The 25,694-nt window shown below is 67.9% G+C and carries 19 protein-coding genes; 15 read left to right on the forward strand and 4 right to left on the reverse strand.

Annotation, left to right across the window (positions count from 1 at the left end):
• Positions 1 to 150: 150 nt before the first annotated feature.
• From acnD to ABIC50_RS28450, 7 genes are all read left to right on the forward strand, one after another.
• Positions 151 to 2,745, forward strand: coding sequence for a Fe/S-dependent 2-methylisocitrate dehydratase AcnD (gene acnD, locus ABIC50_RS28420; protein WP_354168386.1), 2,595 nt, complete (start codon positions 151 to 153; stop codon positions 2,743 to 2,745).
• 26 nt (positions 2,746 to 2,771) lie between these two features.
• On the forward strand, positions 2,772 to 3,962 hold the full coding sequence (prpF, locus tag ABIC50_RS28425; RefSeq protein ID WP_354168192.1) for a 2-methylaconitate cis-trans isomerase PrpF: 1,191 nt from the start codon (positions 2,772 to 2,774) through the stop codon (positions 3,960 to 3,962).
• 311 nt (positions 3,963 to 4,273) lie between these two features.
• Complete coding sequence (locus tag ABIC50_RS28430) at positions 4,274 to 5,323, forward strand: CaiB/BaiF CoA transferase family protein (RefSeq protein WP_354168194.1); 1,050 nt, start codon at positions 4,274 to 4,276, stop codon at positions 5,321 to 5,323.
• A gap of 268 nt (positions 5,324 to 5,591) precedes the next feature.
• A complete protein-coding gene (locus ABIC50_RS28435) occupies positions 5,592 to 5,732 on the forward strand; it encodes a PAAR domain-containing protein (RefSeq protein ID WP_354168195.1) in 141 nt (46 codons plus the stop codon).
• Complete coding sequence (locus tag ABIC50_RS28440; RefSeq protein WP_354168197.1) at positions 5,729 to 6,289, forward strand: PAAR domain-containing protein; 561 nt, start codon at positions 5,729 to 5,731, stop codon at positions 6,287 to 6,289. Before ABIC50_RS28435 ends, ABIC50_RS28440 begins: the two co-directional genes overlap by 4 nt.
• Positions 6,286 to 6,900, forward strand: a complete 615-nt coding sequence (locus ABIC50_RS28445) for a hypothetical protein (RefSeq protein ID WP_354168199.1) — start codon at positions 6,286 to 6,288, stop codon at positions 6,898 to 6,900. The genes ABIC50_RS28440 and ABIC50_RS28445 overlap by 4 nt, the downstream gene beginning before the upstream one ends.
• A complete protein-coding gene (locus ABIC50_RS28450) occupies positions 6,897 to 7,601 on the forward strand; it encodes a hypothetical protein (RefSeq protein WP_354168201.1) in 705 nt (234 codons plus the stop codon). Before ABIC50_RS28445 ends, ABIC50_RS28450 begins: the two co-directional genes overlap by 4 nt.
• A gap of 31 nt (positions 7,602 to 7,632) precedes the next feature.
• Here ABIC50_RS28450 and ABIC50_RS28455 read toward each other — a convergent pair whose 3' ends face one another.
• Positions 7,633 to 8,076, reverse strand: coding sequence for a PaaI family thioesterase (locus tag ABIC50_RS28455; RefSeq protein ID WP_175740933.1), 444 nt, complete (start codon positions 8,074 to 8,076; stop codon positions 7,633 to 7,635).
• A 259-nt stretch (positions 8,077 to 8,335) separates the two neighbouring features.
• Between ABIC50_RS28455 and ABIC50_RS28460 the strand changes: the two genes are divergently transcribed.
• Positions 8,336 to 9,970 (forward strand): methyl-accepting chemotaxis protein, encoded by a 1,635-nt coding sequence (locus ABIC50_RS28460; protein WP_354168203.1) that lies wholly within the window; start codon positions 8,336 to 8,338, stop codon positions 9,968 to 9,970.
• Here ABIC50_RS28460 and ABIC50_RS28465 read toward each other — a convergent pair.
• On the reverse strand, positions 9,943 to 11,052 hold the full coding sequence (locus ABIC50_RS28465; RefSeq protein ID WP_354168205.1) for an AGE family epimerase/isomerase: 1,110 nt from the start codon (positions 11,050 to 11,052) through the stop codon (positions 9,943 to 9,945). The two genes, ABIC50_RS28460 and ABIC50_RS28465, sit on opposite strands and share 28 nt — an antisense overlap.
• Before the next feature lie 111 nt (positions 11,053 to 11,163).
• Here ABIC50_RS28465 and ABIC50_RS28470 point away from each other — a divergent pair, with 111 nt between their 5' ends.
• The 4 genes from ABIC50_RS28470 to ABIC50_RS28485 all read left to right on the forward strand — a co-directional run bounded on the left by ABIC50_RS28470 (position 11,164) and on the right by ABIC50_RS28485 (position 14,501).
• Entirely contained in the window at positions 11,164 to 11,862 is a 699-nt protein-coding gene (locus ABIC50_RS28470) for an MgtC/SapB family protein (RefSeq protein WP_126226210.1), read from the forward strand.
• A 103-nt stretch (positions 11,863 to 11,965) separates the two neighbouring features.
• Positions 11,966 to 13,522, forward strand: a complete 1,557-nt coding sequence (locus ABIC50_RS28475; RefSeq protein WP_354168207.1) for a flagellar hook-length control protein FliK — start codon at positions 11,966 to 11,968, stop codon at positions 13,520 to 13,522.
• Between the two features lie 161 nt (positions 13,523 to 13,683).
• Positions 13,684 to 13,839 (forward strand): hypothetical protein, encoded by a 156-nt coding sequence (locus ABIC50_RS28480; protein ID WP_006761860.1) that lies wholly within the window; start codon positions 13,684 to 13,686, stop codon positions 13,837 to 13,839.
• A gap of 182 nt (positions 13,840 to 14,021) precedes the next feature.
• Complete coding sequence (locus tag ABIC50_RS28485; protein WP_354168209.1) at positions 14,022 to 14,501, forward strand: GNAT family N-acetyltransferase; 480 nt, start codon at positions 14,022 to 14,024, stop codon at positions 14,499 to 14,501.
• A gap of 180 nt (positions 14,502 to 14,681) precedes the next feature.
• Here the strand turns inward: ABIC50_RS28485 and ABIC50_RS28490 are convergent, their stop codons facing one another.
• Complete coding sequence (locus ABIC50_RS28490; protein WP_354168211.1) at positions 14,682 to 17,549, reverse strand: heavy metal translocating P-type ATPase; 2,868 nt, start codon at positions 17,547 to 17,549, stop codon at positions 14,682 to 14,684.
• Positions 17,550 to 17,931: 382 nt separating this feature from the next.
• Here ABIC50_RS28490 and ABIC50_RS28495 point away from each other — a divergent pair, with 382 nt between their 5' ends.
• Both ABIC50_RS28495 and ABIC50_RS28500 read left to right on the forward strand, forming a co-directional pair.
• Positions 17,932 to 19,371 (forward strand): DUF1254 domain-containing protein, encoded by a 1,440-nt coding sequence (locus ABIC50_RS28495; RefSeq protein WP_175697787.1) that lies wholly within the window; start codon positions 17,932 to 17,934, stop codon positions 19,369 to 19,371.
• A gap of 151 nt (positions 19,372 to 19,522) precedes the next feature.
• Positions 19,523 to 23,326 (forward strand): DUF748 domain-containing protein, encoded by a 3,804-nt coding sequence (locus ABIC50_RS28500; RefSeq protein ID WP_354168213.1) that lies wholly within the window; start codon positions 19,523 to 19,525, stop codon positions 23,324 to 23,326.
• 68 nt (positions 23,327 to 23,394) lie between these two features.
• On the opposite strand, the gene ABIC50_RS28505 is transcribed toward ABIC50_RS28500, so the two are convergent.
• Positions 23,395 to 23,616, reverse strand: a complete 222-nt coding sequence (locus ABIC50_RS28505; RefSeq protein WP_006750658.1) for a hypothetical protein — start codon at positions 23,614 to 23,616, stop codon at positions 23,395 to 23,397.
• 250 nt (positions 23,617 to 23,866) lie between these two features.
• On the opposite strand from ABIC50_RS28505, the gene ABIC50_RS28510 reads away from it, so the two are divergent.
• Positions 23,867 to 25,543, forward strand: coding sequence for an alkaline phosphatase family protein (locus tag ABIC50_RS28510; protein ID WP_354168214.1), 1,677 nt, complete (start codon positions 23,867 to 23,869; stop codon positions 25,541 to 25,543).
• Positions 25,544 to 25,694: the final 151 nt, after the last annotated feature.

The raw sequence follows: 25,694 nt of genomic DNA on the forward strand, positions 1-25,694 counted from the left end.
AGACCATCCGACCGCGCTCTAACTACTCGGGGCCGTATCCCCGGAGGTGGGGCCCCATCTAGATGCGTGAACCCCCCCGCCGCGCGCCGCCCCCGCGAGCCGGGCGCCGGCGCGCGCCGGACGTCATACCCCGATTTCCCGCCCCACATGATGAATACTGCCTACCGCAAACCCCTGCCCGGCACGTCGCTGGACTATTTCGACGCGCGTGCCGCGGTCGAAGCGATCGCGCCCGGCGCCTACGACACGCTGCCGTATACGTCGCGCGTGCTCGCCGAAAACCTCGTGCGCCGCTGCGATCCGGCGATCCTTGCCGATTCGCTGAAGCAGCTCATCGAGCGCAAGCGCGACCGCGATTTCCCGTGGTTCCCGGCGCGCGTGGTGTGTCACGACATCCTCGGGCAGACGGCGCTCGTCGATCTCGCCGGCCTGCGCGACGCGATCGCCGACGGCGGTGGCGACCCCGCGAAGGTGAACCCGGTCGTGCCCGTGCAGCTGATCGTCGACCACTCGCTCGCCGTCGAGTGCGGCGGCTTCGATCCGGACGCGTTCGCGAAGAACCGCGCGATCGAGGATCGCCGCAACGAGGATCGCTTCCACTTCATCGAGTGGACGAAGAAGGCGTTCGAGAACGTCGACGTGATCCCGCCGGGCAACGGCATCATGCACCAGATCAACCTCGAGAAGATGTCGCCGGTGATCCAGGCGCAGGACGGCGTAGCGTTCCCGGACACCTGCGTCGGCACCGACAGCCACACGCCGCACGTCGATGCGCTGGGCGTGATCGCGATCGGCGTCGGCGGCCTGGAGGCGGAGAACGTGATGCTCGGCCGCGCATCGTGGATGCGCCTGCCCGACATCGTCGGCGTCGAGCTGACCGGCAAGCGCCAGCCCGGCATCACCGCGACCGACGTCGTGCTCGCGCTGACCGAGTTCCTGCGCAAGGAAAAGGTGGTCGGCGCGTATCTGGAATTCCGTGGCGAAGGTGCCGCGAGCCTCACGCTCGGCGACCGCGCGACGATCTCGAACATGGCGCCCGAATATGGCGCGACAGCCGCGATGTTCTTCATCGACGGCCAGACGACCGACTACCTGCGCCTCACCGGCCGCAGCGACGAGCAGGTGAAGCTGGTCGAGACCTACGCGAAGGCGGCGGGCCTGTGGGCCGATACGCTGGGCAACGTGCAATACGAGCGCACGCTGACGTTCGACCTGTCGAGCGTGGTGCGCAACATGGCCGGCCCGTCGAACCCGCACAAGCGGCTGCCGACGTCCGATCTCGCCGCCCGCGGGATCGCCGGCCAGTGGGAAGAAAAGCCGGGCGAGATGCCCGACGGCGCGGTGATCATCGCCGCGATCACGAGCTGCACGAACACCAGCAACCCGCGCAACGTGATTGCCGCGGCGCTGCTCGCGCGCAACGCGAACGCGAAGGGCCTCACGCGCAAGCCGTGGGTGAAGAGCTCGCTCGCGCCGGGCTCGAAGGCGGTCGAGCTGTATCTGGAAGAAGCGAACCTGCTGCCGGAGCTGGAGAAGCTCGGCTTCGGCATCGTCGCGTTCGCGTGCACGACCTGCAATGGGATGTCGGGCGCGCTCGATCCGAAGATCCAGCAGGAAATCGTCGATCGCGACCTGTACGCGACCGCCGTGCTGTCCGGCAACCGCAACTTCGACGGCCGCATCCACCCGTACGCGAAGCAGGCGTTTCTTGCGTCGCCGCCGCTCGTCGTCGCGTATGCGATCGCCGGCACGATCCGCTTCGACATCGAGAAGGACGTGCTGGGCCACGACCAGGACGGCAAGCCCGTCACGCTGAAGGACATCTGGCCGACCGACGAGGAGATCGACGCGATCGTCGCGTCGAGCGTGAAACCCGAGCAGTTCCGCAAGGTCTACGAACCGATGTTCGCGCGCACGGCCGATGCGGGCGAGCGTGCGGCGCCGCTGTACGACTGGCGCGCGCAGAGCACGTATATCCGTCGCCCGCCGTACTGGGAAGGCGCGTTGGCCGGCGAACGCACGCTCAAGGGCATGCGTCCGCTCGCGGTGCTCGGCGACAACATCACGACCGACCACCTGTCGCCGTCGAACGCGATCCTGCTGGACAGCGCGGCTGGCGAATACCTCGCGAAGATGGGCCTGCCGGAAGAGGACTTCAACTCGTACGCGACGCACCGGGGAGACCACCTGACCGCGCAGCGCGCGACCTTCGCGAACCCGACGCTGATCAACGAGATGGCGGTCGTCGACGGCGCGGTGAAGAAGGGCTCGCTCGCGCGCGTCGAGCCGGAAGGCAAGGTCATGCGCATGTGGGAGGCGATCGAGACGTACATGAACCGCAAGCAGCCGCTGATCGTGATCGCCGGCGCCGACTACGGCCAGGGCTCGTCGCGCGACTGGGCCGCGAAGGGCGTGCGGCTCGCGGGCGTCGAGGTGATCGTCGCCGAAGGGTTCGAGCGGATCCACCGCACCAACCTGATCGGGATGGGCGTGCTGCCGCTCGAGTTCAAGCCGGGCACGAACCGGACCACGCTCGGCATCGACGGCACCGAGACCTTCGACGTGATCGGCAAGCGTACGCCGCGCGCCGATCTCACGCTCGTGATTCGCCGCAAGAACGGCGAGCGTGTCGAGGTGCCCGTGACGTGCCGGCTCGATACGGCCGAGGAAGTGTCGATCTATGACGCGGGCGGCGTGCTGCAGCGCTTCGCGCAGGACTTCCTCGAATCGTCGCAGGCGGCTTGACCGGATCACACAGGGATAACGCAAACATGGCTCACATTCCGCAAATCAGGATTCCGGCGACCTACATCCGCGGCGGCACCAGCAAGGGCGTGTTCTTCCGGCTGCAGGACCTGCCGGATGCCGCGCAGACGCCGGGCGCCGCGCGCGACGCGCTGCTGCTGCGCGTGATCGGCAGCCCCGATCCGTACGGCAAGCAGATCGACGGGATGGGCGGCGCGACGTCGTCCACCAGCAAGACGGTGATCGTGTCGAAGAGCACGCGGCCCGGTCACGACGTCGACTATCTGTTCGGGCAGGTCGCGATCGACAAGGCGTTCGTCGACTGGACCGGCAACTGCGGCAACCTGTCGGCGGCGGTCGGGCCGTTCGCGATCAGCGGCGGCCTCGTCGATGCATCGCGCGTGCCGCGCGACGGCGTCGCGACCGTGCGGATCTGGCAGGCGAACATCGGCAAGACGATCGTGGCGCACGTGCCGATCACGAACGGCGCGGTGCAGGAGACGGGCGACTTCGAGCTGGACGGCGTCACGTTCCCGGCTGCCGAAGTGCAGCTCGAGTTCATGAATCCGGCCGCCGAGGAAGAGGGCGCGGGCGGCTCGATGTTCCCGACCGGCAACCTCGTCGACGACCTGGCCGTGCCGGGCATCGGCACGCTGAAGGCGACGATGATCAACGCGGGGATTCCGACCATCTTCGTCGAGGCCGAGGCGATCGGCTATACGGGCACGGAGCTGCAGGACGCGATCAACGGCGATCCGAAGGCGCTCGAGAAGTGCGAGACGATTCGCGCGCACGGCGCGCTGCGCATGGGCCTGATCGACACGCTCGACGAGATCGCGACGCGCCAGCACACGCCGAAGGTCGCGTTCGTCGCGAAGCCGGCCGACTATGTCGCGTCGAGCGGCAAGCGCGTGAATGCGGGCGACGTCGACCTGCTGGTGCGGGCGATGTCGATGGGCAAGCTGCACCACGCGATGATGGGCACGGCGGCGGTCGCGATCGGCACCGCCGCGGCGATTCCCGGCACGCTGGTGAATCTCGCGGCGGGCGGCGGTGCGCGCAACGCGGTGCGCTTCGGGCATCCGTCGGGCACGCTGCGCGTCGGCGCGGAAGCGCAGCTCGAGAACGGCGAGTGGACCGTCACGAAGGCGATCATGAGCCGCAGCGCGCGCGTGCTGATGGAGGGGTGGGTGAGGGTGCCGGGTGACGCGTTCTGACGCATGATGGTTTTCACGTGCAAGCCTGCACGAGCGAACCTTGTCCCGATCCCTGCGAAGCGGAACCGCTGCGTGGGGATTTTTTCATTTGACGCATGTGATTCGGCGGGCGATGCGTCGCGTTGGGGTGCGGGTGGGCCGCTAATGGTGATTGACCGGGAAGCATGGGATGAGCATCGGCGCTAATGCGCTAACGCTGGCCGACCGCGAAGCATGGACCCGTAAGCGCCAAAGCGCTAACGATGGCCGGCCGTGAAGCATGGGACCATCGTAAGCGCTGAAACGCTAACGGGGGCCGACAGGAGAACCGTATGTCGCTTGATGCGCCGCTTTCCGGCGTCCATATCGTCGAATTCGAAGGTCTTGGCCCCGGCCCGCTCGCGGGCTGGATGCTCGCCGGAATGGGCGCGCGCATCACGCTGATCGCGCGTCCGGCCGGCCGCACGAGTGCGCCGGGCGCGTTGCAGGGCCGCGCCGGCGATTTGCTGCGCGAAGGCAAGACGGTCGTCGAGCTCGATCTGAAGACACTGGACGGTCGCGATGCGGCGCTCGCGCTGATCGCGCAGGCCGATGCGCTGATCGAGGGGCTGCGACCGGGCGTGATGGAGCGTCTCGGCCTCGGGCCCGACGCTTGTGCCCGCCGTAATCCGAAGCTCGTGTACGGACGGATGACGGGCTGGGGCCAGGACGGCCCGCTCGCGACGGCCGCTGGGCACGACCTGAACTACGTCGCGCTGACGGGGCTGCTGTCGCTGTCCGCGCCGCGCGACGGCCGCCCCGGCGTGCCGCCGACCGTCGTCGGCGATGCGGGCGGCGCGCTCGGGCTCGCATTCGGGATCGTCTGCGCGCTGTTCGACGTGCGCGGCGGCGGCCCGGGGCGCGTGGTCGACGGCGCGATCGTCGACATCGTATCGATGCTCGGCTCGCTCGCGCTGTGGGCACGCGCGAACGGGCAACTCGACGGCACGCAGCCCAGCCTTTTCCACGACGCGCCGTTCTACGACGTGTATCGCTGCGCGGACGGCGAATGCGTGACGATCGGCGCGCTCGAGCCGCCGTTCTTCGCGCTGCTGGTCGAGCGGCTCGGGCTGGCCGACGTCGATCCGGCGTCGCAGTACGACCGCGCATGCTGGCCGGCGCTGAAGGCGCGTTTTGCCGAGGTATTCGCGCAGCAGCCGTCCGCGCACTGGCGCGCGCTGCTCGAAGGCAGCGACGCGTGCTTTGCGCCGGTGCTGAGCGTGGCCGAAGCGGTGGAGCACCCGCACAATGCGGCGCGCGGGATTTATCGCGTCGACGGGGACGGCAACGTCCGGGCGCGCGTGGCGCCGCGATTTTTGCCGTTGAGGGGCGATGAAGTCTAAGCGCATCCCGAAGTCGGATGTGTCTCCGGAGCATGTGCGGTAGGCTTATCTCGAATCGGCGGCGCGCGGAACCAGACGCGCGCCCAAGCCCGAGCATGCCGTCGATGGACAAGATGACGGATGTCGGCCGAATCGCGATATAAAGACAGAGAAAACTAATTCTCACTATTGATAGTGATTTCGAATTCGTCTGATTGTTTTTCCTTTCTCGGCTACGCACATTATGTGCTGAGCAATCCTTATTCAATTGTCGAGATAGGAAATTCGGATGAAGAACGAGCAGAGCGAGCCGACTGATCTTTTCGCCACTATCGGCGCGCTCACCGAGCGCGGCGGTCGTGTGACCCAAGCGACCAGCGGTCTGGCCGTCGCCGACCTTGCTGTTGCCCGTGTTGGCGATGTCGCATGATCCGTTTTTTTCTTGCGAAGGGCGATCGGGGTGGTAGCGCGACGATCACGGAAGGATTGGAACACGTTACGTGTTCCAATCCTCCACCGCGCGTACATATCGCAACGCTCTACATGAAAACCTATTGCGAGACCTGTAAGCAGGAAGGGTTTATCGCGCCGCAAGGTCCGCGCTGGCCTGGTACCGGTCCGAATGGCAAACCTTGGGCGCTGAGCGGCGACATCAATGTCTGTGGTTGTAATCCGCCACCCGTTTTTTATGCGGAGCGCGGTATGAGCATGTCATTTACGGCGATGGAAGCGGCAACGCTCGTTGCGCCGTACGCTGACACGCGTGGTCCCGCCAATGTAGGTGTAGATGAGGATCTCGAGCGCTACTTCGAAATCTGTGATGCGGTGACCGGTTCTCCGGTCGAGGGCATGATATATACGCTGTCAAGCGACGAGCAATTTCTCGTCCACGGCGCGGCACTAAGAGGAGGGAAGACTCGCGCATTTTCGTTGAAGGAGCATCCGAATCTCGTCTTCGTGACATGGCGTGAGGGAGATATGCGATGAGTCGCGCGATCGATCGAGACATGCGATTGCTTGCCGCAATTGCCTATGGGGAGGCGTCCACGGCGAATGACTCGGAGGAAATCGGCGGGATTGCGTTTGCCGTTGCAAATCGATGCCGCGCGTGGGGGGGAAAGACGGTCTCCGAACTACGTACAGCAGATCCGAATTATTCGTATGCGTGGGACGGCTCCAACGCGAGATTCAACAAACTGATGCGCACCCCCGACAGTGAAATTGCATTGAACCCGGCGATGGTGCTTGCCGTTGACTGGGCCAGAAAAGCATTACTCGATGAGCGCCCCGATCCGTCAAACGGGGCATTCTGGTGGGATGGCCTGGACTTCAAAACCAATTACGGCAATCATCCCAAGGTTCGTGACGGGTTCAAATGGGGCTCTCAATCAGACAACATTTTCGGCGTGCCGGAGAAGCGGCGTGAGGTCATCGTTCGTTGGAGAATCCGTCATAAGAGCACCGGCAAAATCGTTGATGGTGGTGAACGAGGGCGCTACGACTCGGTATGGGTGTCGACGGCCGCGCACGGTAGCACGGTGTTTTGGCAGCACAATCCTGACTACCTGAAAGCGAGCGGGGGAAAGGCATACCGATGAAATCTGCAGTGATGTTGGTGGCAATCCTGACAGCCTTCGCAAGCAGCGCCCGTGGCTCGACCATCTACAGCAGCTATGACGAGTTTTATGCGGGGCAATCGAGCGCAGCCTTTGGCGACCCGATCGAGCACGACGCAAGCGCTCTATATTCCGACCGCGGCGGCGAAGTTTACGGGGATTTCGGCGTCGAGTTGGGTGGGAAGACGGTACACGTCGAAGTAGCGGGGAACCGCCTGACGATTGGCGGCAGAACCTATCGCTTTTCGAAAGCGACGACTTTCCCGGGTGAGCATCCGATTGAAATTTACCCTGGCAGCGCCCGCGTGTTTTTTGCCGAGCGAACGCACCATCAGCCGTCCGCGCTGTGCGTGGAAGGCGATGGCAGCGGGTCAGGCGAAGCCAATCGGCACCGGCAAATTTATCTGCTGATCGATCCGCTTGCGCCGAAAGGAGGCGCGACGTTTCTTCATTTGCCCAGCCTGCTTTCGTCCTGTCGGGCCGTATTGACGACACAGGACGGCAAGCTTGCATTTCCGAAGAACAGCTATCTGCTCGATGGCGCGCAGGCGTCTCGTATTGGTCTGTTAATGTCGTACTACGTGTTTGAAAAGGGACGTTTTGTCCCCGCGCTGAACGACATTCGGCTCCGATTCGTGCGTCCCGCCGTTCCTTTTCAATTTTCGGTTCAGGGCGCGGAATAGTCTTCCGACACAACCCGGCAGCGAACCGGATTCACGCCGTTTCCTCCGGCGAATCCGGCATCTTGCCGTCGCCGACGCGGTTGATCGTCCCTTGCGCGATCGCGACGAGCCGCTCGTGATCGCCGTCGATGACGAACACATGACACTGGCAGGTCGCCTGGTGCCGGCCCGCGTAGACAACCTTCGCGCGCGCGACGAGCGTGCCGTTCACGGCCGGCCGCAGGTAGTTGATCTTGTATTCGGCGGTGATCACACGCGGGCCGAGCACGAGCGCGCCGGCGAACGTCAGCGCGTTGTCGGCGAGATAGCTGATCACGCCGCCGTGCACGAAGCCGTGCTGCTGGCGCAGTTCGTCCCGCACGGGCAGGCACAGCGACACCTCGTTGTCGCCGATATGCATCAGCTCCGTGCGCAGCAGCATGCTGAACGGTTGCGCGCGCAATGCGCCGCGCGCGTGGTCCGTGATGTCCGTCATCGACTTCCTCGCAATCCGTGTCCGCTTGCGCTGAACTCTAGGAAGGGGGCTGCGGATAAGCAAGGAAATTCGTCCACGTTTCTTGCAATTACCGGCGCGATGCGCCGCGATTATTGCGTCGAACGCGCGAGTCATGCTCGTTTGCCGGCGATTCGGCGGGAATGACGGAGATCGCCGGGCCGGGAGCCTAAAGTCCGACGAAGAATTGCCGCTAATGCCGGGGCATTGCTCCATCGTCGGCTCTCCAGGAATCTCCCCCATGTTCGGAAAAATCAAGCTCGCGTCGGGTCTGCTCGGCGTGTTGACCGTGTTTTGCCTCTTTCTCGTCGCCATCGAGGCGCTCGGCTTCTGGGCGCTCGCGTCGACGCGCAGCGGCGTCGACGATCTGTCGAACGTCGCGATCGCGCAGGTCGGCGCGGCCAGTCAGGCGAGCGAGCGCCTGCTCGACGCGCGCGTGAACCTGTCGCGTGCCGGCACGCGAATGGTGCGCGGCGGCCCGAAACCCGACGAGATCATCCGCCATGCGAGCGCTTCGCTCGCGGAAGCGGACAAGGCGTTCGCCGCGCTGACGGCCGCGCAGGCCATCGACGCAACGAACCGCGCGCACGTTGCGGCGCTCGCCGAGCGCTATCGCGCGCTGCGCGGCGCGCTGGGCGAACTCGTGCAGTTCCTCGACGCCGACAACATCCAGGCGTTCCTCGACCAGCCGACGCAACGCTTCCAGGACGCGTATCTCGCCGAATTGCACCGCTTCGTCGACTACGGCGGCGCGTCGAGCCGCGCCGCGCTCGACACGATCGACAGCGGGATGCAATGGTTCAAGTGGGTCGGCATCGTATTGCTGGTGGCGATGCTCGCGGCGAGCGCGGCCATTTACGCGGGCGCGCGGCGCGCGGTGGTCGCTCCGCTGGACGAAGCCGGCCGCCATTTCGAGCGGATCGCGCAGGGCCGGCTCGACGAAGCCGTGCGGCCGGCGGGCGTGTTCGAGATCGACTGGATGCTGCGCGGCCTCGCCGCGATGCAGGCGAGCATCGCGGACACCGTGCGCACCGTGCGTCAAGCGTCCGACGCGATCCACCTCGGCGCGGGCGAGATCGCCGGCGGCAACGCGGACCTGTCCGCGCGCACGGGCACGCAGGCCGCGTCGCTCGAGGAAACCGCCGCGAGCATGGAGGAGCTGACCGCGACCGTCCGCCAGAACACCGACAGCGCGCGTGCGGCCAGCGCGCTGGCCGACGCGGCGCTCGACGCGACGCGCCACGGCGGCGGCGTGGTCGACAGCGTGATCGACCGGATGCGCGGCATCGCGCAGAGCTCGGGCCGGATCGCGGAGATCATTTCGGTGATCGACGGCATCGCGTTCCAGACCAACATCCTCGCGCTGAACGCGGCGGTCGAGGCCGCGCGTGCGGGCGAGCAGGGCCGCGGCTTCGCGGTGGTCGCGGGCGAAGTGCGCTCGCTCGCGCAGCGCAGCGCGCAATCGGCGAAGGAGATCAAGGCGCTGATCGAGGAGTCGGTCGCGCAGATCGACGGCGGCTCGGAACTCGTCGAGCGTGCCGGCGACGCGATGCGGACGGTATCGGCGTCGATCACGCGCGTCGTGCAGACGATGTCGGAGATCACGGCCGCGTCGGTCGAGCAGAGCGTCGGCATCGAGCAGGTGAACCAGGCCGTCACGCAGATGGACCAGTTGACGCAGCAAAACGCGGCACTGGTGGAGGAAGTCGCGGCGGCGGCCGCGTCGCTGAACGAGCAGACCGCGCACCTGATGCAGGCGGTGTCGGTGTTCGAGCTGGGCGACGCGCGCGCGACTCGCGGGGTTCGCGAGGTTCGCGAACAGCGCGCGCCGTCGTTTGCCGACGCTGGTTACGAAGCGGCGGGCAGCGCCGCGTAAGCGGTCGCGAGGTGGTAGGGCGTCGTCGACGGCATGTCGGCGCGCGACACCTGCCCGTCGGCCGTCTTGCACTCGAACCAGCCGCGCGGATGCAGGAAGCGCGCGGCGAAGCGCTCGATCTGCTGCGCGAGCGGCGCGGAGGCCGGCGTGCCGCCGTGCGTCGCGAGCGCGCGCAGGTATTCGGTCTGCGCCCAGATTCGCTGCGTGCCGTCGATGCACGCGCCTTGCGCGTCGACCGCCGCGCACACGGCGCCCGTCTGCGGATCGATTCCGTGCTGCTCGGCGAACGCGAACGCGCGCGCGAGTGCGTCGGGAAGCCCGGTCTGCGCGAGCCGAGCACCGGCCGCATCGACCAGATAGAACCATTCGAATTGGTGGCCGGGCTCGAAGCGGTTGTCGGGCGCCCCGAGCGGCAGCTCGGCGACGCAGCCGGTGGCCGGATCGACGAACGTGCGCTCGACGGCCTGCGCGGTGCGTGCGAGCGCATCGTCGAACGCAGCGTCGCCGAACGCATCGGCGGCCGCGAGCCATGCTTCGGTCAGGTGCATCAGCGGGTTTTGCAGCGCCCCGCCGCCCGACGACGAGAAATCGGCGTGGCGCGCGGCGTCGAGCAGCGCGTCGCCCGGCTGCGGCGCGAAGCGGTCCTGGATCAATGCGGCGGTGTCCTCGGCGACCGTGCGCGCCGCGGCGTCGCCCGACGCCGCATGCCATGCGGCGCACGCGAACACGACGAATGCGTGCGTATAGAGGTCCTTGGCCGTGTCGAGCGGCGCGCCTTGCGCGTCGACGCTGTAGAACCAGCCGCCGTGACGCGGGTCGCGGAAGCGGCTGCACAGCGAGTCGAACAGCGTGGCCGCGTGCGCGGTGTTGCCGGCCTGCGCGAACACGAACAGTTGCCGCGCGCATGCCATTGCGCGATAACGGGTGGCGGGCAGCGGCGCATGGGTGGCCGGATCGACGGCCTCGAACGGCAGCCGCAACGTGTGGTCGAACCCTGAACCCTGCCAGATCGGCAAGATGACGTGCGCAAAATGGTCGCGCAATCGGGCGGTCTGGGCGGAAGCGGAATCGGGAACGGACATGGCGGGATTGAGCGCTTGGATCGAATCGAGTCGGCGCGGCCCGGAGCGGCGCGGCCGGGCCCAAGGATAAACCATTCCGCGCGGCCGCCCCCAAAAAAGGAGATAAATCGGATGCTCGGCAACCTGGAACTCGTGATGCGGCTGGTTCTCGCGGCGGCGCTCGGCAGCGTCATCGGCTTCGAGCGTGAGCGCCTGTCGTGGGCGGCTGGCCTGCGCACGCACATGCTCGTCTGTGTCGGCTCGACGCTCATCATGATCGTGTCGGCGTTCGGTTTCGCCGATGTGCTTGGCACCAGCGACCACATCGTGCTCGACCCGTCGCGGATCGCCGCGCAGGTGGTGTCGGGCATCGGTTTCCTCGGCGCGGGCTCGATCCTGCTGCGCGGCGAGATCGTGCGCGGGCTGACGACGGCCGCGAGCCTGTGGTCGGTCGCCGCGATCGGCCTGGCGGTGGGCGGCGGCCTGTACGTCGCGTCGATCTCCGCGACGATCATCATCCTGATCATCCTGGCCGGCATCAAGCCGCTGGAGCGGCGCTACTTCACGGTGCGGCAGCGCCGCCAGTTCACGGTGACGGTCGTAAGCGGCGCGCTGACGTTCGATTCGCTGCACGCGGCGCTCGGCCCCGACAGCGCGCGCGTGAAGCAATTCATCGTGCAGCGTGCCGACGACACGGGCGAGCACGATGAGGTGCGCATCGCGCTCGGCCGCGTGTCGGATCTCGAATACCGCGCGATTTGCGACAAGCTGCGCGCGCTGTCGTGCGTGACGCGATTCGACGAAGGCAACGGGTTGTCGGGCGACGAATAGACGGCATCCGATCGGCCGGATCGGCGATGGGTCATGCGACAATGGCCGTCGCTGATTCCGTTCGACCTCCGATTCCGCGTTCGCGGGCTTGTAATCCGACTCCATGACCGAATCCGTTTCCCTGCCTCGCTCCCGTTCCCGCTCCGACCGCTCGTCGGCCCGTTCGCGCCCGCGCTCCGTCGCTGCCGCGGCAGACACCGCCGCCAAGGCCACCGCGCGGTCCGGTCACGCGGCGGGCAGCGATGCGCCGCGGGAGGATCGCACGCTCGACCTGTTCGGCGATCCGGTGCTCGAGCCGGCGGCGCGTGCGCCGGTCGCCGCGCGCGATGACGCGATGGCGGATGTCGACACGGACGCTGTTGCGGCCGGCGAGGACGCCGGTCGTCAGGCGATGCTGGACGGATTTGCCGCGCACGGTCACGCTGCGGATGCGGACGGCCACGCTGTCGATGCGGTGGAGCAGGCTGCCGATGTCGTGACGACGGCAGCGTCTGTGGCGACGCGTGGAAAGGGTGATGTGGCTGATGCTGATGCTGGTGCTGGTGCTGGTGCTGGTGCTGGTGCTGGTGCCGGTGCCGATGCCGATGCCGATGCCGATGCCGATGCCGATGCCGCGCGCGCGGCCGATGCCGACGCAACGAAGCGCGCCGATGCGTGGCATGCCGATGGCGTTGCGGTGGCCGCGGCCGGTGAGCCGGTAACCGGCGACGGCCATGTGAAGAAAGGTAGCGTGCCCAAAGCCGGCGACGCGGCCGGGACGAACGCGGATCATGCGACGTCGAATGCCGCGGCGGTAGGTGGTGCGCTCGACGCGATGCTCGCCGACCGTCCCGTGAAAGCGGACGGCGAGGCGGAAGGTGCCGCTGCGCCGGTCACGCACGATGAAGCAGCGCGGACGCCCGGCGAGATCACGAAGGGGCGCCGCGCATCCTCCGGCGGCAGGCGACGTTCGGCCGCCGGCAGACGCGACACTGCAGCGGTGCTCGGCGCGCGCGAAGCGGCGGCGGTCGGCGCGGAGCTGGAATCGATGCCGGCGCACGCCGAGCCTTCTGCTGCTGAACCGCAGGCGGCGGCCGAACTGGCCGAGCCCGCAGTTGCCGCAGTTGCCGCAGTTGCCGCAGTTGCCGCAGTTGCCGCGATTCCCGCGATTCCCGCGAGTCCCGCAAGTCCCCGCGACGCTGCGCGAGCAACCGCAGCGTCGGCCTCGCCGGCCGTACAGCCGGTGGCTTCCGCCGCGTCGTTCGTGACGAAGCCGTCGGCGGATCGTGCGCAACCGGGTGCGTCGGACTTCGATGCAGACACCCATCTGCGCCCGCTGTCGGACCGGCTTGCCACGCTGCAGGCCGAGACGGCCGGCTTGAAGCAGGCGGCTGATCGCGAGATGCGCCGCGTCAACCGGCTGCTGCTGGCGCTGGCGGTCGTCGTGCTTGCCGGGCTCGTCGCGCTGGTGCTGCAAACGCGGCAGATCGCGCACCTGAAGCAGGACCTGGAAGCCCGGCAACAGCGGATCGACCGGCTGGCTGCCGACCTGTCGACACAGCAGGCAACGCTGATGACACTTGCGGAACACCATGAAGCCATGCTGTCGCAGGTCGACCGGCTTCAGCGCAACGCGAACCGTGAGGCGGCGGCCGCGAAGCGGTTGCGTCGAACGCATTAAATCGTCAGACCCTACCTGCAACCCTTGGCCCCACGGGCCGGGGAGGGGAGCGCGTGGCGCGGGTGCGGCAAACTGATGCGGTGAGCTGGCAGAGTTCAGGGAAAACCCTTAGAATGGAGTCCATTTAAGGGAAAACCCTAGAGCTATCTCAGGAGTCTCACATGAGCTTCATTCTTGCCCTGCTGCAAAAGATCGACGATCTGTTCGTCTCCCCGCACCTCCCGCTCGACGCGGAATACTCGTACGCCGCGCGTAGCGCCGAAGCCGATCGCATGCGTCGTGCGAACTTCGCGCCGATCGTCGTGTACCGTCGCTGATTCGCTGATTCGCTGATTCGCTGATTCGCTGATTCGCTGATTCGCCGATCCGCCGATCCGCCGATCCGCCGATCCGCGCGGCGCTCGCCGCCATTGCCTGCCCGTTTTTCACCGCCGCATCGCGCGCCGGTGCGACCGTCCCGCTACACTGGAAGTTCGACTTCCTTCGCGACACTGGGGCCATGCTGCAGATGCGGCCGATGACGGCCGGCGAATTCCACGCATACCGCACGCGCGCCATCGACGGCTACGCGCGCGATCTCGTGTCCTCCGGGCAGAACGCGAGCGAAGACGCGGCGGGTCGCGCCCGCGCCTGCTTCGATACGCTGCTGCCCGACGGCCTGCTCACCTCCGGCCAGACACTCGTCCAGTTGATCGACGCCGCCAGCGGCGACACGGTCGGCGACCTCTGGTACGCGATCGTGCCCGAAGGGCCGAACCGCACGCTGTTCATCTACGACCTCGACATCGTCCCGTCCCGGCGCCGCCAGGGCTGGGCCACGCGCACGCTCGATGCACTCGAGGCCGAGGCACGCCGTCACGGCGTCACCGAAATCGGGCTGTCGGTGTTCAATCACAACGCGGCCGCACGCGCGCTCTATCGGGCGTGCGGTTTCGCGCCGATCACGACGACGCTGATCAAGCCGGTCGTCCCGGGCTAAATCGGTTGGTGTGCGTGCCGGTCACGCGCATTGCCGCTTCCACGGCCTTCTCGCGGTTATCCGCCTCGACGCAGGGCTCGCAACCTGCGGGCCCGCTCGGCAACCGCCGCAACCTTCCCCATTCCATATATGACGAGCGCCGGCCGCCCATCGGACGGCCGGCGCTCGTCGCGGCCCGCATCAGCGCGCCCGGCCTTTCCATCTGCGCAGCAGCAACGCGTTCGTCACGACGCTGACGCTGGAGAACGCCATCGCCGCCCCCGCGATCACCGGGTTCAACCAGCCGAGCGCCGCGAGCGGCACGCCGATCAGATTGTAGACGAACGCCCAGAACAGGTTCTGCTGGATCTTCCGGTACGTCCGCTTCGAGATGTCGATCGCATCGGCGACGAGCGCCGGATCGCCGCGCATCAGCGTGATGCCGGCCGTATGCATCGCGACGTCGGTGCCGGTCGCCATCGCGATGCCGACGTCGGCCGCGGCGAGCGCGGGCGCGTCGTTGATCCCGTCGCCGACCATCGCGACGACCCCGCCGTGCGTGCGCTTCAGTTCGGCCACCACACGCGCCTTGTCGTCGGGCAGCACCTGCGCATGCACTTCGTCGATCCCCAGCGATGCCGCGACGGCCGCCGCGCTGCCGCGGTTGTCGCCCGTCACGAGCACGCTCGCGACGCCGCGAGCCGACAGTGCCGCGATCGCGTCGCGCGCGCCGGGCTTCACGGTGTCGCCGAACGCGATCAGCGCGAGCAACGCGCGCGGCGCATCGGCGCGCATCAGCCACGAAATCGTGTTGCCCGCGCGTTCGAGCTCCGCGGCACGCGCGTCGAGTTCCGGCGGCACGACGATGCCGAGTTCATCGCGCCAGCGGGTGCTGCCGAGGGCGAGAAGCTGCCCGTCGACGTGCGCTTGAACGCCGCGTCCAGCCACCGCGCGCGCATCGGCCGCGACGATATTGGCCGAGCCTGCGTCGCCGCCGCGGGCCACGACGTCCGCGTCGTGCGCGGCGACCACGGCGCGCGCGAGCGGATGATCGCTTTGCCGCTGGACCGCGGCCGCGAGAGCGAGCGCTTGCTCACGCGGGATGCCGACGGCGTCGAACGCCGTCACGGACGGCTTGCCTTCGGTGAGCGTGCCGGTCTTGTCGAACGCGATCACGGTCGTGCGTTGCGCGAGTTCGAGCGCCTGCGCGTCCTTGATCAGCACGCCGTGGCGCGCCGCGACGCCGGTGCCGGCCATGATCGCCGCGGGCGTCGCGAGACCGAGCGCGCACGGGCACGCGATGACGAGCACCGCGACCGCGTTGAGGATCGCCGTTTCGGTGCCGGCGCCGGCGATCAGCCAGCCGATCAGCGTCAGCACGGCGATGCCGAGGATCGCCGGCACGAACACTTCGCTCACGCGATCGACGAGCCGCTGGATCGGCGCTTTTTCCGCCTGCGCGGATTCGACGAGGCGGATGATGCGCGCGAGGGTCGTCTCCGCGCCGATCGCGGTGGTTGCGACGACGAGCGCGCCTTCGCCGTTGATCGAGCCGGCCGTGACCGGATCGCCGTCGTCCTTCGGCACCGGCAGGCTTTCGCCGGTGATCAGCGATTCGTCGACGTGCGAGCGGCCCGACACGATGCGCCCGTCGACGGGCACGCGCTCGCCGGGACGGATGCTGACGGTCGTGCCGACGCGCACCTGCGCGAGCGGCACGTCGCGTTCGACGCCGTGCTCGACGACGCGCGCGCGGTCGGGGCGCAGCGCGTTCAGCGCACGGATCGCCTCGGTCGTCTGGCGTTTCGCGCGGGCTTCGAGCCATTTGCCGAAGCGCACCAGCGTGACGATGACGGCCGATGCCTCGAAATACAGGTGGCCCGGGTCGACGGGGTCGCGCACCAGCATCCACAGGCTCAGGCCGAACGCGGCCGATGTACCGAGCGCAACGAGCAGGTCCATGTTGCCGGTGCGCGCCTTCACCGCGTGCCAGGCGGCGCGGTAGAAGCGCGCGCCGAAGCCGAACTGGACGATCGACGCGAGCACGAGCTGCAGCCAGCCGGGCAGCATCGCGTCGATGCCGAACGGCGCGACGAGCATCGGCACGATGAGCGGTGCGCTCAGCACGGCCGAGCCGATCACCAGATTGCGTTCGCGGATCGATTCGCGGCGCTTGCGGGACTCGGGGGCTTGCGCCGCGTCGCTGGCGGGGACTTCGGCGTCAGCGCCGGCGCCGGCGTCCGGCGCGGCGGCGAGCGATGCGCGGTAGCCGGCCGTCGTGACCGCCGCGATCAGCGCGGCGGCGTCGAGCGCGCCGGCGCCATGCACCGATGCGCGCTCGGTCGCGAGATTGACCGACGCGCGCGCGACGCCCGGCACCGCGGCCAGCGCTTTTTCGACGCGGCCGGCGCAGGATGCGCAGGTCATGCCGCCGATGTCGAATTCGAGATCGAGATCTCGGGAAGCGGCCGGCGGCGGCGTCGCCACAACTGCTGTCGCGCCGTAGCCGGCCTGCTGCACGGCTTCGGCCAGTCGCGACGCGGAAACGTCCGGTGCCGCGTCGATGGTCGCGCGCTCAGTCGCGAGGTTGACCGACGCACGGGTGACGCCCGGCACCTTCGCCAGCGCCTTTTCGACGCGCGACACGCACGACGCGCAGGTCATGCCGTCGATCTCGAGTTCGATCGTGGCCCCGGCCCCGGCCCCGGCCCCGGCCCCACCCCCAGCCCCAGCCCCAGCCCCAGCCGCGGGCAGCGCCGCCGGCGTGGCGGGCAGCGCTTCGACACGTGGCGCGTGCTCCGCCTGCGCGGCAGCGACGGCTTCGAGCGCCGCTTCGCGCACGGTTGCGCGATAACCTGCCGCACTGACCGCATCGACGAGCTGCGCGGGCTCGACCGTATCCTGCGCGGTCACCGTCGCCGCGTGTGCGTCGAGATCGACCGCGGCGTCAACGACGCCCGGCACCGCGGCGAGTGCCCGCTCCACGCGGCCCGTGCAGCCGCCGCAATGCATGCCGTCGACGGCCAGTTCGATCGTTTGCAAGCCCGCGGACGCGAGTGGTTCAGTCATGTCGGATTCCCCAAAAGCGCGGTTCGTGCCGCGAATGACCCCAGTATCAACATTCCCATGATGGGAAGGTCAAGGGGGACGACGATGTAACGCACGGACGTATGTACCGGCCCGGGGCTGCTGATCTGTCACCCTTATATGCCGGAGCCCCGCGGCAGCCAATGCATCGCGTCCGGACGCCGCCTGGGGAATATCGACACCGCAACTACCGCTCCGCCCGTTATTCGGCATATTGGGGGATGCCCTTAGGCGCTATGATACCGGCCTGACATCAGCGCCCGCCTAGCGAAGCGGCGACCGGGCAGGCTGGGGTGCCTTGCTTTCGCCGATCGTGGGTCGAACAAGGCGTTGACTGACAAGAACGATATTCGGCCAGTACACAATGATTGAAAACCTACGAGAATCAATTTCGTTGCGGCGCGCGGCAGGCGCGTCGCTGGTCCTGGCGGCGCTGCTGGCGGGCTGCGCGTCGCAACCGGACGCGATCCAGCGGAAAACCGGCTGGATGCGCGCCGAAGTAGCCGATTCCTATATATATGCGTATCCGCTCGTGCTGATGGACGTCGCGAAGGAAGCCGCGACAGGCGGCGACGGTGCGCAGCCGGGCCAGGCGCCGCTCAACACGCTGCGGCACGCGCAGGCGCTGCCGCCCGTGGGCGCGCTCAACCCGCCGCTGCCGGGCGTCGACACGCTCGACTCGACCGGCTGGCTCGACGTCGGCGCCGAGCCGGTGATCGTCACGCTGCCCGATACCCGCGGCCGCTACTGGGATGCCCGCGCGCTCGACATGTGGACGAACGTGCTGTGGTCGTCGTCGAGCGTCGCGGCGCGGGGCGCGCGTGGCGCCGCGCGATCGCAAACGATTGCCTTTGCCGCGAAGGACTGGCAGGGCACGCTGCCGAAGGGCGCATTGCGTGTCGACGTGCCGTCGGCCAACGCATGGCTCGAAGTGCGGCTGCAGACGAGCGGCGGGCGCGACCTCACGAACGTGAAGAAACTGCAGCGGGCGATCCGCGTGGTGCCGCTGTCCGTCTATACGGGCAGCGCGCGCGGCGCGTCGGTCGCGGTCCATGCGGGCAGCGCGCCGTCGGAAGCGGCGAGCGGCGGCACGCCGGCCGAGCAGGTCGCCGCGCTCGACCCAAAGGCGTTCTTCACGCGTTTCGCGCAGGTGCTGCAGGACAACCCGGCACCCGCCGACGACGCGCACGCGCAGGAACTCCTGAACGACATCGGCGTGTCGGCCGGGTACCCGGTGCTGTGGACCGGCGACCGCCTGAGCGCGGCGACGGCCGGCGTCGCCGAAGCGCGCGCGCGGCTCGCGGCGCCGCCGCCGAACCTGCTGAACGCGAACGGCTGGAGTTGGATCGGTGACGCGGCCGGCAAGTACGGCCAGGACTACGCGCTGCGCGCATACGCGGCCTACACGCAGTTCGGCACCGCGACGCGCGACGACGAGACGCTCGCGCTCGTGCGCGTCGACAGCGACGGCCATCCGCTGAACGGCGCGAACCGCTACGTGCTGCACTTCGCGCCGGGCGCGCTGCCGCCGGTGCGTGGGTTCTGGACGCTGACACCGTACTCCACCAACGGCGCGCTGCCGGACGTCGGCTCGGCGCGCCGCTCGCTGGGCGACCGCGACCGGCTGCGCCGCAATCACGACGGCTCGATCGACGTGGTCGTGTCGGCGTCGTCGGGCGGCGCCCATGCGGCCAACTGGCTGCCGGCGCCGCGCACCGATTTCGCGCTCGCGTTGCGCCTCTACGCGCCGAAGCCGCAAGCGACCGACGGCTCGTGGATGCCGCCCGCCGTGGTCCGGAAATGAACGGATAGGCGCCGCCGCTGTCCGATCCGCGGGCGCGGCGCTCGCACCCGAACGCCGTCCCGTCACCACCTGAGCCTATACTTTCGGGATTGCGTGCGCGGCCGTGCCGGTTTTACGGTGCGGCCGGCATCCATTTCCGAGATATTCAAGCATGGCAAGCGCAGAGAAAGAAACCGTACCCTCGACCCTTCAAACCCTCGGCGGCGTTGCACGCTCGCGCCGGGCTCGGCGTATCGGCCTTGGCGTGCTGATCTTCATCGTTTTGTTCGGACTGCTCGGATTCTTCGCGGCGCCGCCGCTGATCCGCCACATCGCCGAACAGCAACTGAGCCAGCAGCTCGACCGGCCGTCCACGATCCAGCGCATCGCGCTGAACCCGTACACGCTGAATCTCGAAGCCGACGGCGTGCACGTCGGCGAGCGCGGCGGCCAGGGCGGCTTCATCGACATCGACAAGCTCGTCGTGCGGCCGTCGTGGTCGTCGCTGTTTCGCGGCGCGCCGATCGTCAACGAAGTGCGCGTCGACTCGCCGCGCTTCCATATCGTCCGCTACGACGCGCAGCGCTTCAACTTCACCGACCTGATCGAGAAGTTCTCGAAGCCGTCGCCCAAGCCGGAAAGCAAGCCGACGCAGTTCTCGGTGTCGAACATCCAGGTCAACGACGGTCGGATCGACTTCGACGACCGCCTGCTGAACGAAAAGCACGTGGTCGACAACTGGACGCTCGGCATTCCGTTCATCGCGACGCTGGCGTCGAAGACCGACATCTTCGTGCAGCCGAAGCTGCGCGCGCGGTTCGACGGCAGCCCGATCGCGATCGACGGCAAGACGAAGCCGTTCGCGCAGTCGCGCGAGTCGGAAGTCGCGCTGAAGTTCGACCGGCTCGACGTGCCGAAACTGATTACGTACGCGCCGGCGAAGCTGCCGGTGATCGTCACGAGCGGCCTGTTGAGCAGCGACCTCACGCTGAACTTCGTGATGAGCGGCGCCACGCCCACGCTGCGCGTGTCGGGCACCGTCGATCTGAACGACGCGAAGGTTACCGGCCTCGCGTCCGAGCCGCTGTTCGCCGCGCGCGGCGTGCATGTGGCGGCCGCCGGCCTCGAGCCGCTGCGCAACGTGCTGCATTTCGACGAGATCCGGCTCGACCAGCCGGTCGTCGATCTGGCGCGCGACAAGCAGGGCGTGCTGAACGTCGAGAAGCTCGCCGGCCAGCCGGCCGCCGCGCCGAAGACTGCCGCGGGCAAGCCGGCCGCGTCGGGCGCCGCCGAATCGACGGCCACCGCCACCGCCGCTGCAAGCGGCGCGAGCGGTGCGAAGACCGAAACCGCCGCGAAGGAAGCTCCGCCGCTCGACCTGACGATCCGTCATTTCGCGATCGACGGCGGCACGATCAACGTCGACGACCGCGTGCCCGCGACGCCGACCGCGATGTCGCTGACGAAGCTCGCCGCGACGCTCGACGGCTTCACGCTGCAGGGCAAGACGCCGGCGAAGTACACGCTGTCGACGTCACTGTCGCATGGCGGCGACGTGAAGGCCGAGGGCGCGTTCAGCGTCGCGGCGAAGCAGGCCGACACGAAGCTGACGGTCGACGCGCTCGCGCTGCCGGCGCTGCAGCCGTATCTCGGCGAGGCGACCCGTGCGCGCGTGCTCGACGGCACGCTCGGCGCGACCGTCAACGCGAAGGCCGACTGGGGCAAGACGCCGCTCGACGCGCAGATCGCCGACAGCACGGTGAGCCTGAAGTCGCTGAAGCTCGCGACGCCGGACGCGAAGGCGCCCGCGATCGTGCTGCCCGACGCGAGCGCGAAGATCGCGAAGGTCGATGTCGCCACGCGCACCGCGGAAATCGCGAGCGTCGACGCGACCGGGCTCGCGCTCGACGTGAAACGCCTGAAGGACGGCAAGATCGACCTCGCGGCGCTGGCCGAGCCCGCGCAGGCGGCGGTGCCCAAGCGCACGGTCGCGCGCAAGGCCGAGGCGGCCGCGCCGTCGTGGCATTACCGGATCGACGCGCTGAACGTGAAGGACTCTGCCGCGAACTTCACGGACCTGTCGACGCCGCGCCCGGTGAAGCTCGCGATCAAGCCGCTCGACCTGTCGGTGCAGAAGATCAGCGACGACATGACGAAGCCGCTGCCGGTGCAGCTGAAGGCGACGCTGAACCGCAAGGGCACGCTCAACGTGTCGGGCGACGTGACCGCGCAGCCGCTGAAGCTCGGCCTGAAGATCAACGGCAACCGTCTCGACGCCGCCGCGTTCGAGCCGTACTTCGGCAGCGCGCTGAACGCGACCATCGCGAGCGCGCTGCTCAACGCGCAAGGCAACCTGACGTTCGCGCAGGTGAAGGACACGCCGCGCGCGACCTATCGCGGCGATGCCGCGCTGGTCGACGTGCGGATGCTCGACAAGGCGACGTCCGATCCGTTCGCGGGCTGGCGCTCGCTCGCGTTGACGAACCTGAAGGTGAACCACGACGAGAAGGGCACCGACGTCGACGCCGCGCGCGTGACGTTCACGAACTTCTACGGTCGCGTGCTGCTCGATGCGCAGGGGCGGCTGAACCTGAAGGACGTCGTCGCGAAGGAGACGGGTCCCGCGCAGTCGCTCACGCGCGACGCGAGCAAGGGCGAGCCCGTGCCGCTGTCGCCGGGCGCGACGTCGCCGGCCGCCGCATCGGCCGCGGTCGCGCAGCAGGCGTCCGCGCCGGCCGCCGCATCGGCGACGGTCGTCGTGAAGGCCGCGCCGCCGCCGCAGAACCCGGTGCGAATGCATTTCGGCGAGCTGCTGCTGCAGAACGGCCGCGTCACGTACACGGACAACTTCATCAAGCCGAACTACACGGCGCACCTCGTCGCGATCAAGGGCACGGTCGGCGCGTTCGGCACGGATTCGACGACGTCCGCACCGGTCGACGTCGCCGCGAACCTCGAGGGCAACGGGCCGATCTCGATCAAGGGTTCGGTGAATCCGCTGATCGAGAAGCCGGCGCTGGACCTGACGGCGACCGCGCACGACATCGAGCTGACCAACCTGACGCCGTATTCCGCGAAGTACGCGGGCTATCCGATCACGAAGGGCAAGCTCAACGTCGATCTGCACTACCAGCTCGCGAACGACCAGCTGCAGGCGAACAACCACATCTTCATCGATCAGCTCACGTTCGGCGACCACGTCGACAACGACACGGCGACGAAGCTGCCGGTGAAGCTCGCGATCTCGCTGCTGAAGAACACGCGCGGCCAGATCGACGTGAACCTGCCGGTGTCGGGTTCGCTGTCGAATCCGGAATTCAGCGTCGGCGGGCTGATCTGGCGCGCGGTGCTGAACCTGATCGCGAAGGCCGTCACGTCGCCGTTCTCGCTGCTCGCGAATGCGTTCGGCGGCAGCGGCGAGGATCTCGGCTACGTCGAGTTCGCGCCGGGCTCGTACCAGCTGACCGACGCGCAGCAGAAGAAGCTCGACACCGTCGTGAAGATGCTGACCGAGAAGCCGTCGATCCGCCTCGACCTGATCGGCCGCGTCGATCCGGCGAAGGACACGCCGGGGCTGCGCGACGCGTACGTCGACCGGCTGGTGCGCCAGCAGAAGCTGAAGGACGTGATCGGCCAGGGCGAGAGCGTCGATCCGATGTCGGTGAGGGTCGATCAGACCGAGTACGAGAAGTACCTGACGCGTGCGTACAAGGCCGCCGACTTCAAGAAGCCGCGCAACCTGGTCGGCCTGCAGAAGACGCTGCCCGAGGCGGACATGAAGCAGGCGCTGGCCGATCATGCGCCGGCCGACGACAACGCGCTGCGTGCGCTCGCGCAGCAGCGCGCGCAGGCCGTGCGCCAGTATCTCGACGGCAAGATCGATTCGAGCCGGATGTTCGTCGTGGCGTCGAAGCTCGATGCGAAGGGCATCGAGGACAAGGGCGCGACGACGCGCGTCGACTTCGGCCTGCAGTAACCCGCGTTATTCCCTCATCCGCCGCCGCCGCGTCCGACCGGCAATCGGGCGCGGCGGCGCGCTTCCCGTCAGCGCGCGGCGATCGCCGGTTCGCGCTTGTCCAGTTCCTTCTTCGCGGCCAGCGGCAGGCGGGCATCGTCCCATTGCGTGAGCCATTCGATTTCCTTCGCGGTGAACACCTGTCCGTAGTTGCGCAGCGCGTACTGCAGCGCGTCGACGACGTGGTGGCGAATGATTTCGGGGGTACGTGCATCGTCCAGCACGAACCGGAGAGCTTCCAGGGTCGACATACGCGTGCTCCGGGCTAGGGGAAAACCCTTTATCGCACGCCAATAGTCGTGCGCCAACCGGGAAAAAAATACGGTCCACGCGGCCGCGCCGGGCACGCACCGCATTGCGACTGCGCGATGTCAATTGCGATTGGTTACGTTTGATAGAAAACAGAAAGCCCCGCTTCATGCGACCGCCGCACGACGCGCCGATATTTGGCGCGCTTGTTGGCAAGTCATGCGGTTCAACGTCAATCGATGAGGTGGGGTGATGATTTCCAGGTTCGCTAAACAACGAAACATGGCGGTGATGGTGGCGGGCGCGCTGGCGCTCGCAAGCGCGGGCGCCTACGCGGCGCAGCAGGACGGCAACAGCCAGGGCGAGAACGGCGGCCACGCGCGCCGGGTCGTGAAGCACGTGCTGCTGATCAGCGTCGACGGCCTGCACGAGCAGGATCTCGCGCGCTGCGTCGGCGCGAATACGTGCCCGAACATCGCGGTGCTCGCGCAAAGCGGCGTCACGTACACGAACGCGTATACGCCGGGCCTGTCGGACTCGTTCCCGGGTCTCGCAGCGCTCGTGACGGGCGGCTCGCCGAAGACGGCCGGCCTGTTCTACGACGTGTCGTACGACCGCAACCTGTACGCGCCGGGCGACACGACCTGCTCGGGCAAGCAGGGCTGGAACGTCGTGTTCGACGAGACGACCGGCATCGATGCATTCAACGGCGGCGCGCTCGTGCACCTCGACGGCGGCGGCGCGTTCAACCCGCAGGCGATCCCGAACGCGAAGGTCGACGGCAAGTGCGTGCCGGTGTACCCGCACAACTACGTGAAGACCAACACGGTGTTCGAAGCCGTGAAGGCCGGCGTGCCGAATGCGTACACCGCGTGGGCCGACAAGCATGCGTGGGGCTACGACTGGGTGAACGGCCCGTCGGGCAAGGGCGTCGACGACCTGATGCGCACCGAGATCAACTCGATCGATCCGGCGACGCAAACGGCCTATACGGACGTCTATTCGCATACCGCGCAATTCGACAACCTGCACGTGCAGGCGCTGATCAACCAGATCAACGGCCGTGACTCGACGGGCACGAAAAGCGCGCCGGTGCCGACGCTGTTCGGCGCCGACTTCCAGACGCTGAGCGTCGCGCAGAAGGCGCCGGTGACGAAGGGCGGCGGCTACCTCGATGCGAACTTCACGCCGAACGGGCAGGTCGCGAACGCGATCACGTACGTCGACAACTCGATCGGCCATATCGTCGCGGCGTTGAAGCAGGCCAACCTGTATTCGTCGACGGCGGTGATCGTCACGGCGAAGCACGGCCAGTCGCCGACCGATCACACGAAGCTCGTGAAGAACGGTGACACGCTGACGAAGCTGCTCGAAGCGAACGACTACCTCGACCCGAACGGTAACTTCGGCCAGAACAACACGACGACGGGCAACCCGAACGACGGTTCGGGCCTGGTCGGCACGGGGCTGGTGCAGACCGACGACGTCGGCCTGATCTGGTTGCGCGACCGCGGCCAGCGCACGGCCGTGGTGCAGACGCTGAAGGCGAACCTGGGCTGCAACGCGCCGGGGATCTGCGCCGACGGTGCCCAGGCGACCATCCTGTACGGCGCGGCGCTGGCCGACCGGTTCGGCGATCCGGCCAACGGCCGTACGCCGGACATCATCGTCCAGCCGAATCCGGGCGTGATCTACACGTCGAGCACGAAGAAGGACGAGGAGCATGGCGGCAACGCGCCGGACGACAGCCACCTCGGCCTGCTCGTGTCGTATCCGGGCCTCCATCGCGCGCGCATGGTGAGCGATCTGGTCGGCACGAAGCAGGTCGCGCCGACGATCCTCGGGCTGCTCGGCGCCGAACCGCGTCTGCTGAACGCGGTTGTGGCGGAGAACACGCACGTATTGCCGGGGCTGGGTATCGGGCGTTGATGCGGCATGCCGGATGCCGCCGGCGGGCGGCGTCCGGCGCTACACCGATCGCCCGCTGCGTCGGCAGGCGAGTGCCGCTTCGGACTTGAAATGGGGCGCGCGGCCCGTCATATTGTTTGCGCCTGAATTTTCAACGACGTCCCTCGGAGGA

The organism is Burkholderia sp. 567, from assembly GCF_040545115.1.
Classification (GTDB): Bacteria; Pseudomonadota; Gammaproteobacteria; order Burkholderiales; family Burkholderiaceae; genus Burkholderia; species Burkholderia ambifaria.

Excerpts from the sequence above, each read along its gene's own strand:
- acnD (WP_354168386.1), top strand. The coding sequence starts at position 151 with ATGAATACTGCCTACCGCAAACCCCTGCCCGGCACGTCGCTGGACTAT.
- prpF (WP_354168192.1), top strand. The coding sequence starts at position 2,772 with ATGGCTCACATTCCGCAAATCAGGATTCCGGCGACCTACATCCGCGGC.
- ABIC50_RS28430 (WP_354168194.1), top strand. The coding sequence starts at position 4,274 with ATGTCGCTTGATGCGCCGCTTTCCGGCGTCCATATCGTCGAATTCGAA.
- ABIC50_RS28435 (WP_354168195.1), top strand. The coding sequence starts at position 5,592 with ATGAAGAACGAGCAGAGCGAGCCGACTGATCTTTTCGCCACTATCGGC.
- ABIC50_RS28440 (WP_354168197.1), top strand. The coding sequence starts at position 5,729 with ATGATCCGTTTTTTTCTTGCGAAGGGCGATCGGGGTGGTAGCGCGACG.
- ABIC50_RS28445 (WP_354168199.1), top strand. The coding sequence starts at position 6,286 with ATGAGTCGCGCGATCGATCGAGACATGCGATTGCTTGCCGCAATTGCC.
- ABIC50_RS28450 (WP_354168201.1), top strand. The coding sequence starts at position 6,897 with ATGAAATCTGCAGTGATGTTGGTGGCAATCCTGACAGCCTTCGCAAGC.
- ABIC50_RS28455 (WP_175740933.1), bottom strand. The coding sequence starts at position 8,076 with ATGACGGACATCACGGACCACGCGCGCGGCGCATTGCGCGCGCAACCG.
- ABIC50_RS28460 (WP_354168203.1), top strand. The coding sequence starts at position 8,336 with ATGTTCGGAAAAATCAAGCTCGCGTCGGGTCTGCTCGGCGTGTTGACC.
- ABIC50_RS28465 (WP_354168205.1), bottom strand. The coding sequence starts at position 11,052 with ATGTCCGTTCCCGATTCCGCTTCCGCCCAGACCGCCCGATTGCGCGAC.
- ABIC50_RS28470 (WP_126226210.1), top strand. The coding sequence starts at position 11,164 with ATGCTCGGCAACCTGGAACTCGTGATGCGGCTGGTTCTCGCGGCGGCG.
- ABIC50_RS28475 (WP_354168207.1), top strand. The coding sequence starts at position 11,966 with ATGACCGAATCCGTTTCCCTGCCTCGCTCCCGTTCCCGCTCCGACCGC.
- ABIC50_RS28480 (WP_006761860.1), top strand. The coding sequence starts at position 13,684 with ATGAGCTTCATTCTTGCCCTGCTGCAAAAGATCGACGATCTGTTCGTC.
- ABIC50_RS28485 (WP_354168209.1), top strand. The coding sequence starts at position 14,022 with ATGCTGCAGATGCGGCCGATGACGGCCGGCGAATTCCACGCATACCGC.
- ABIC50_RS28490 (WP_354168211.1), bottom strand. The coding sequence starts at position 17,549 with ATGACTGAACCACTCGCGTCCGCGGGCTTGCAAACGATCGAACTGGCC.
- ABIC50_RS28495 (WP_175697787.1), top strand. The coding sequence starts at position 17,932 with ATGATTGAAAACCTACGAGAATCAATTTCGTTGCGGCGCGCGGCAGGC.
- ABIC50_RS28500 (WP_354168213.1), top strand. The coding sequence starts at position 19,523 with ATGGCAAGCGCAGAGAAAGAAACCGTACCCTCGACCCTTCAAACCCTC.
- ABIC50_RS28505 (WP_006750658.1), bottom strand. The coding sequence starts at position 23,616 with ATGTCGACCCTGGAAGCTCTCCGGTTCGTGCTGGACGATGCACGTACC.
- ABIC50_RS28510 (WP_354168214.1), top strand. The coding sequence starts at position 23,867 with ATGATTTCCAGGTTCGCTAAACAACGAAACATGGCGGTGATGGTGGCG.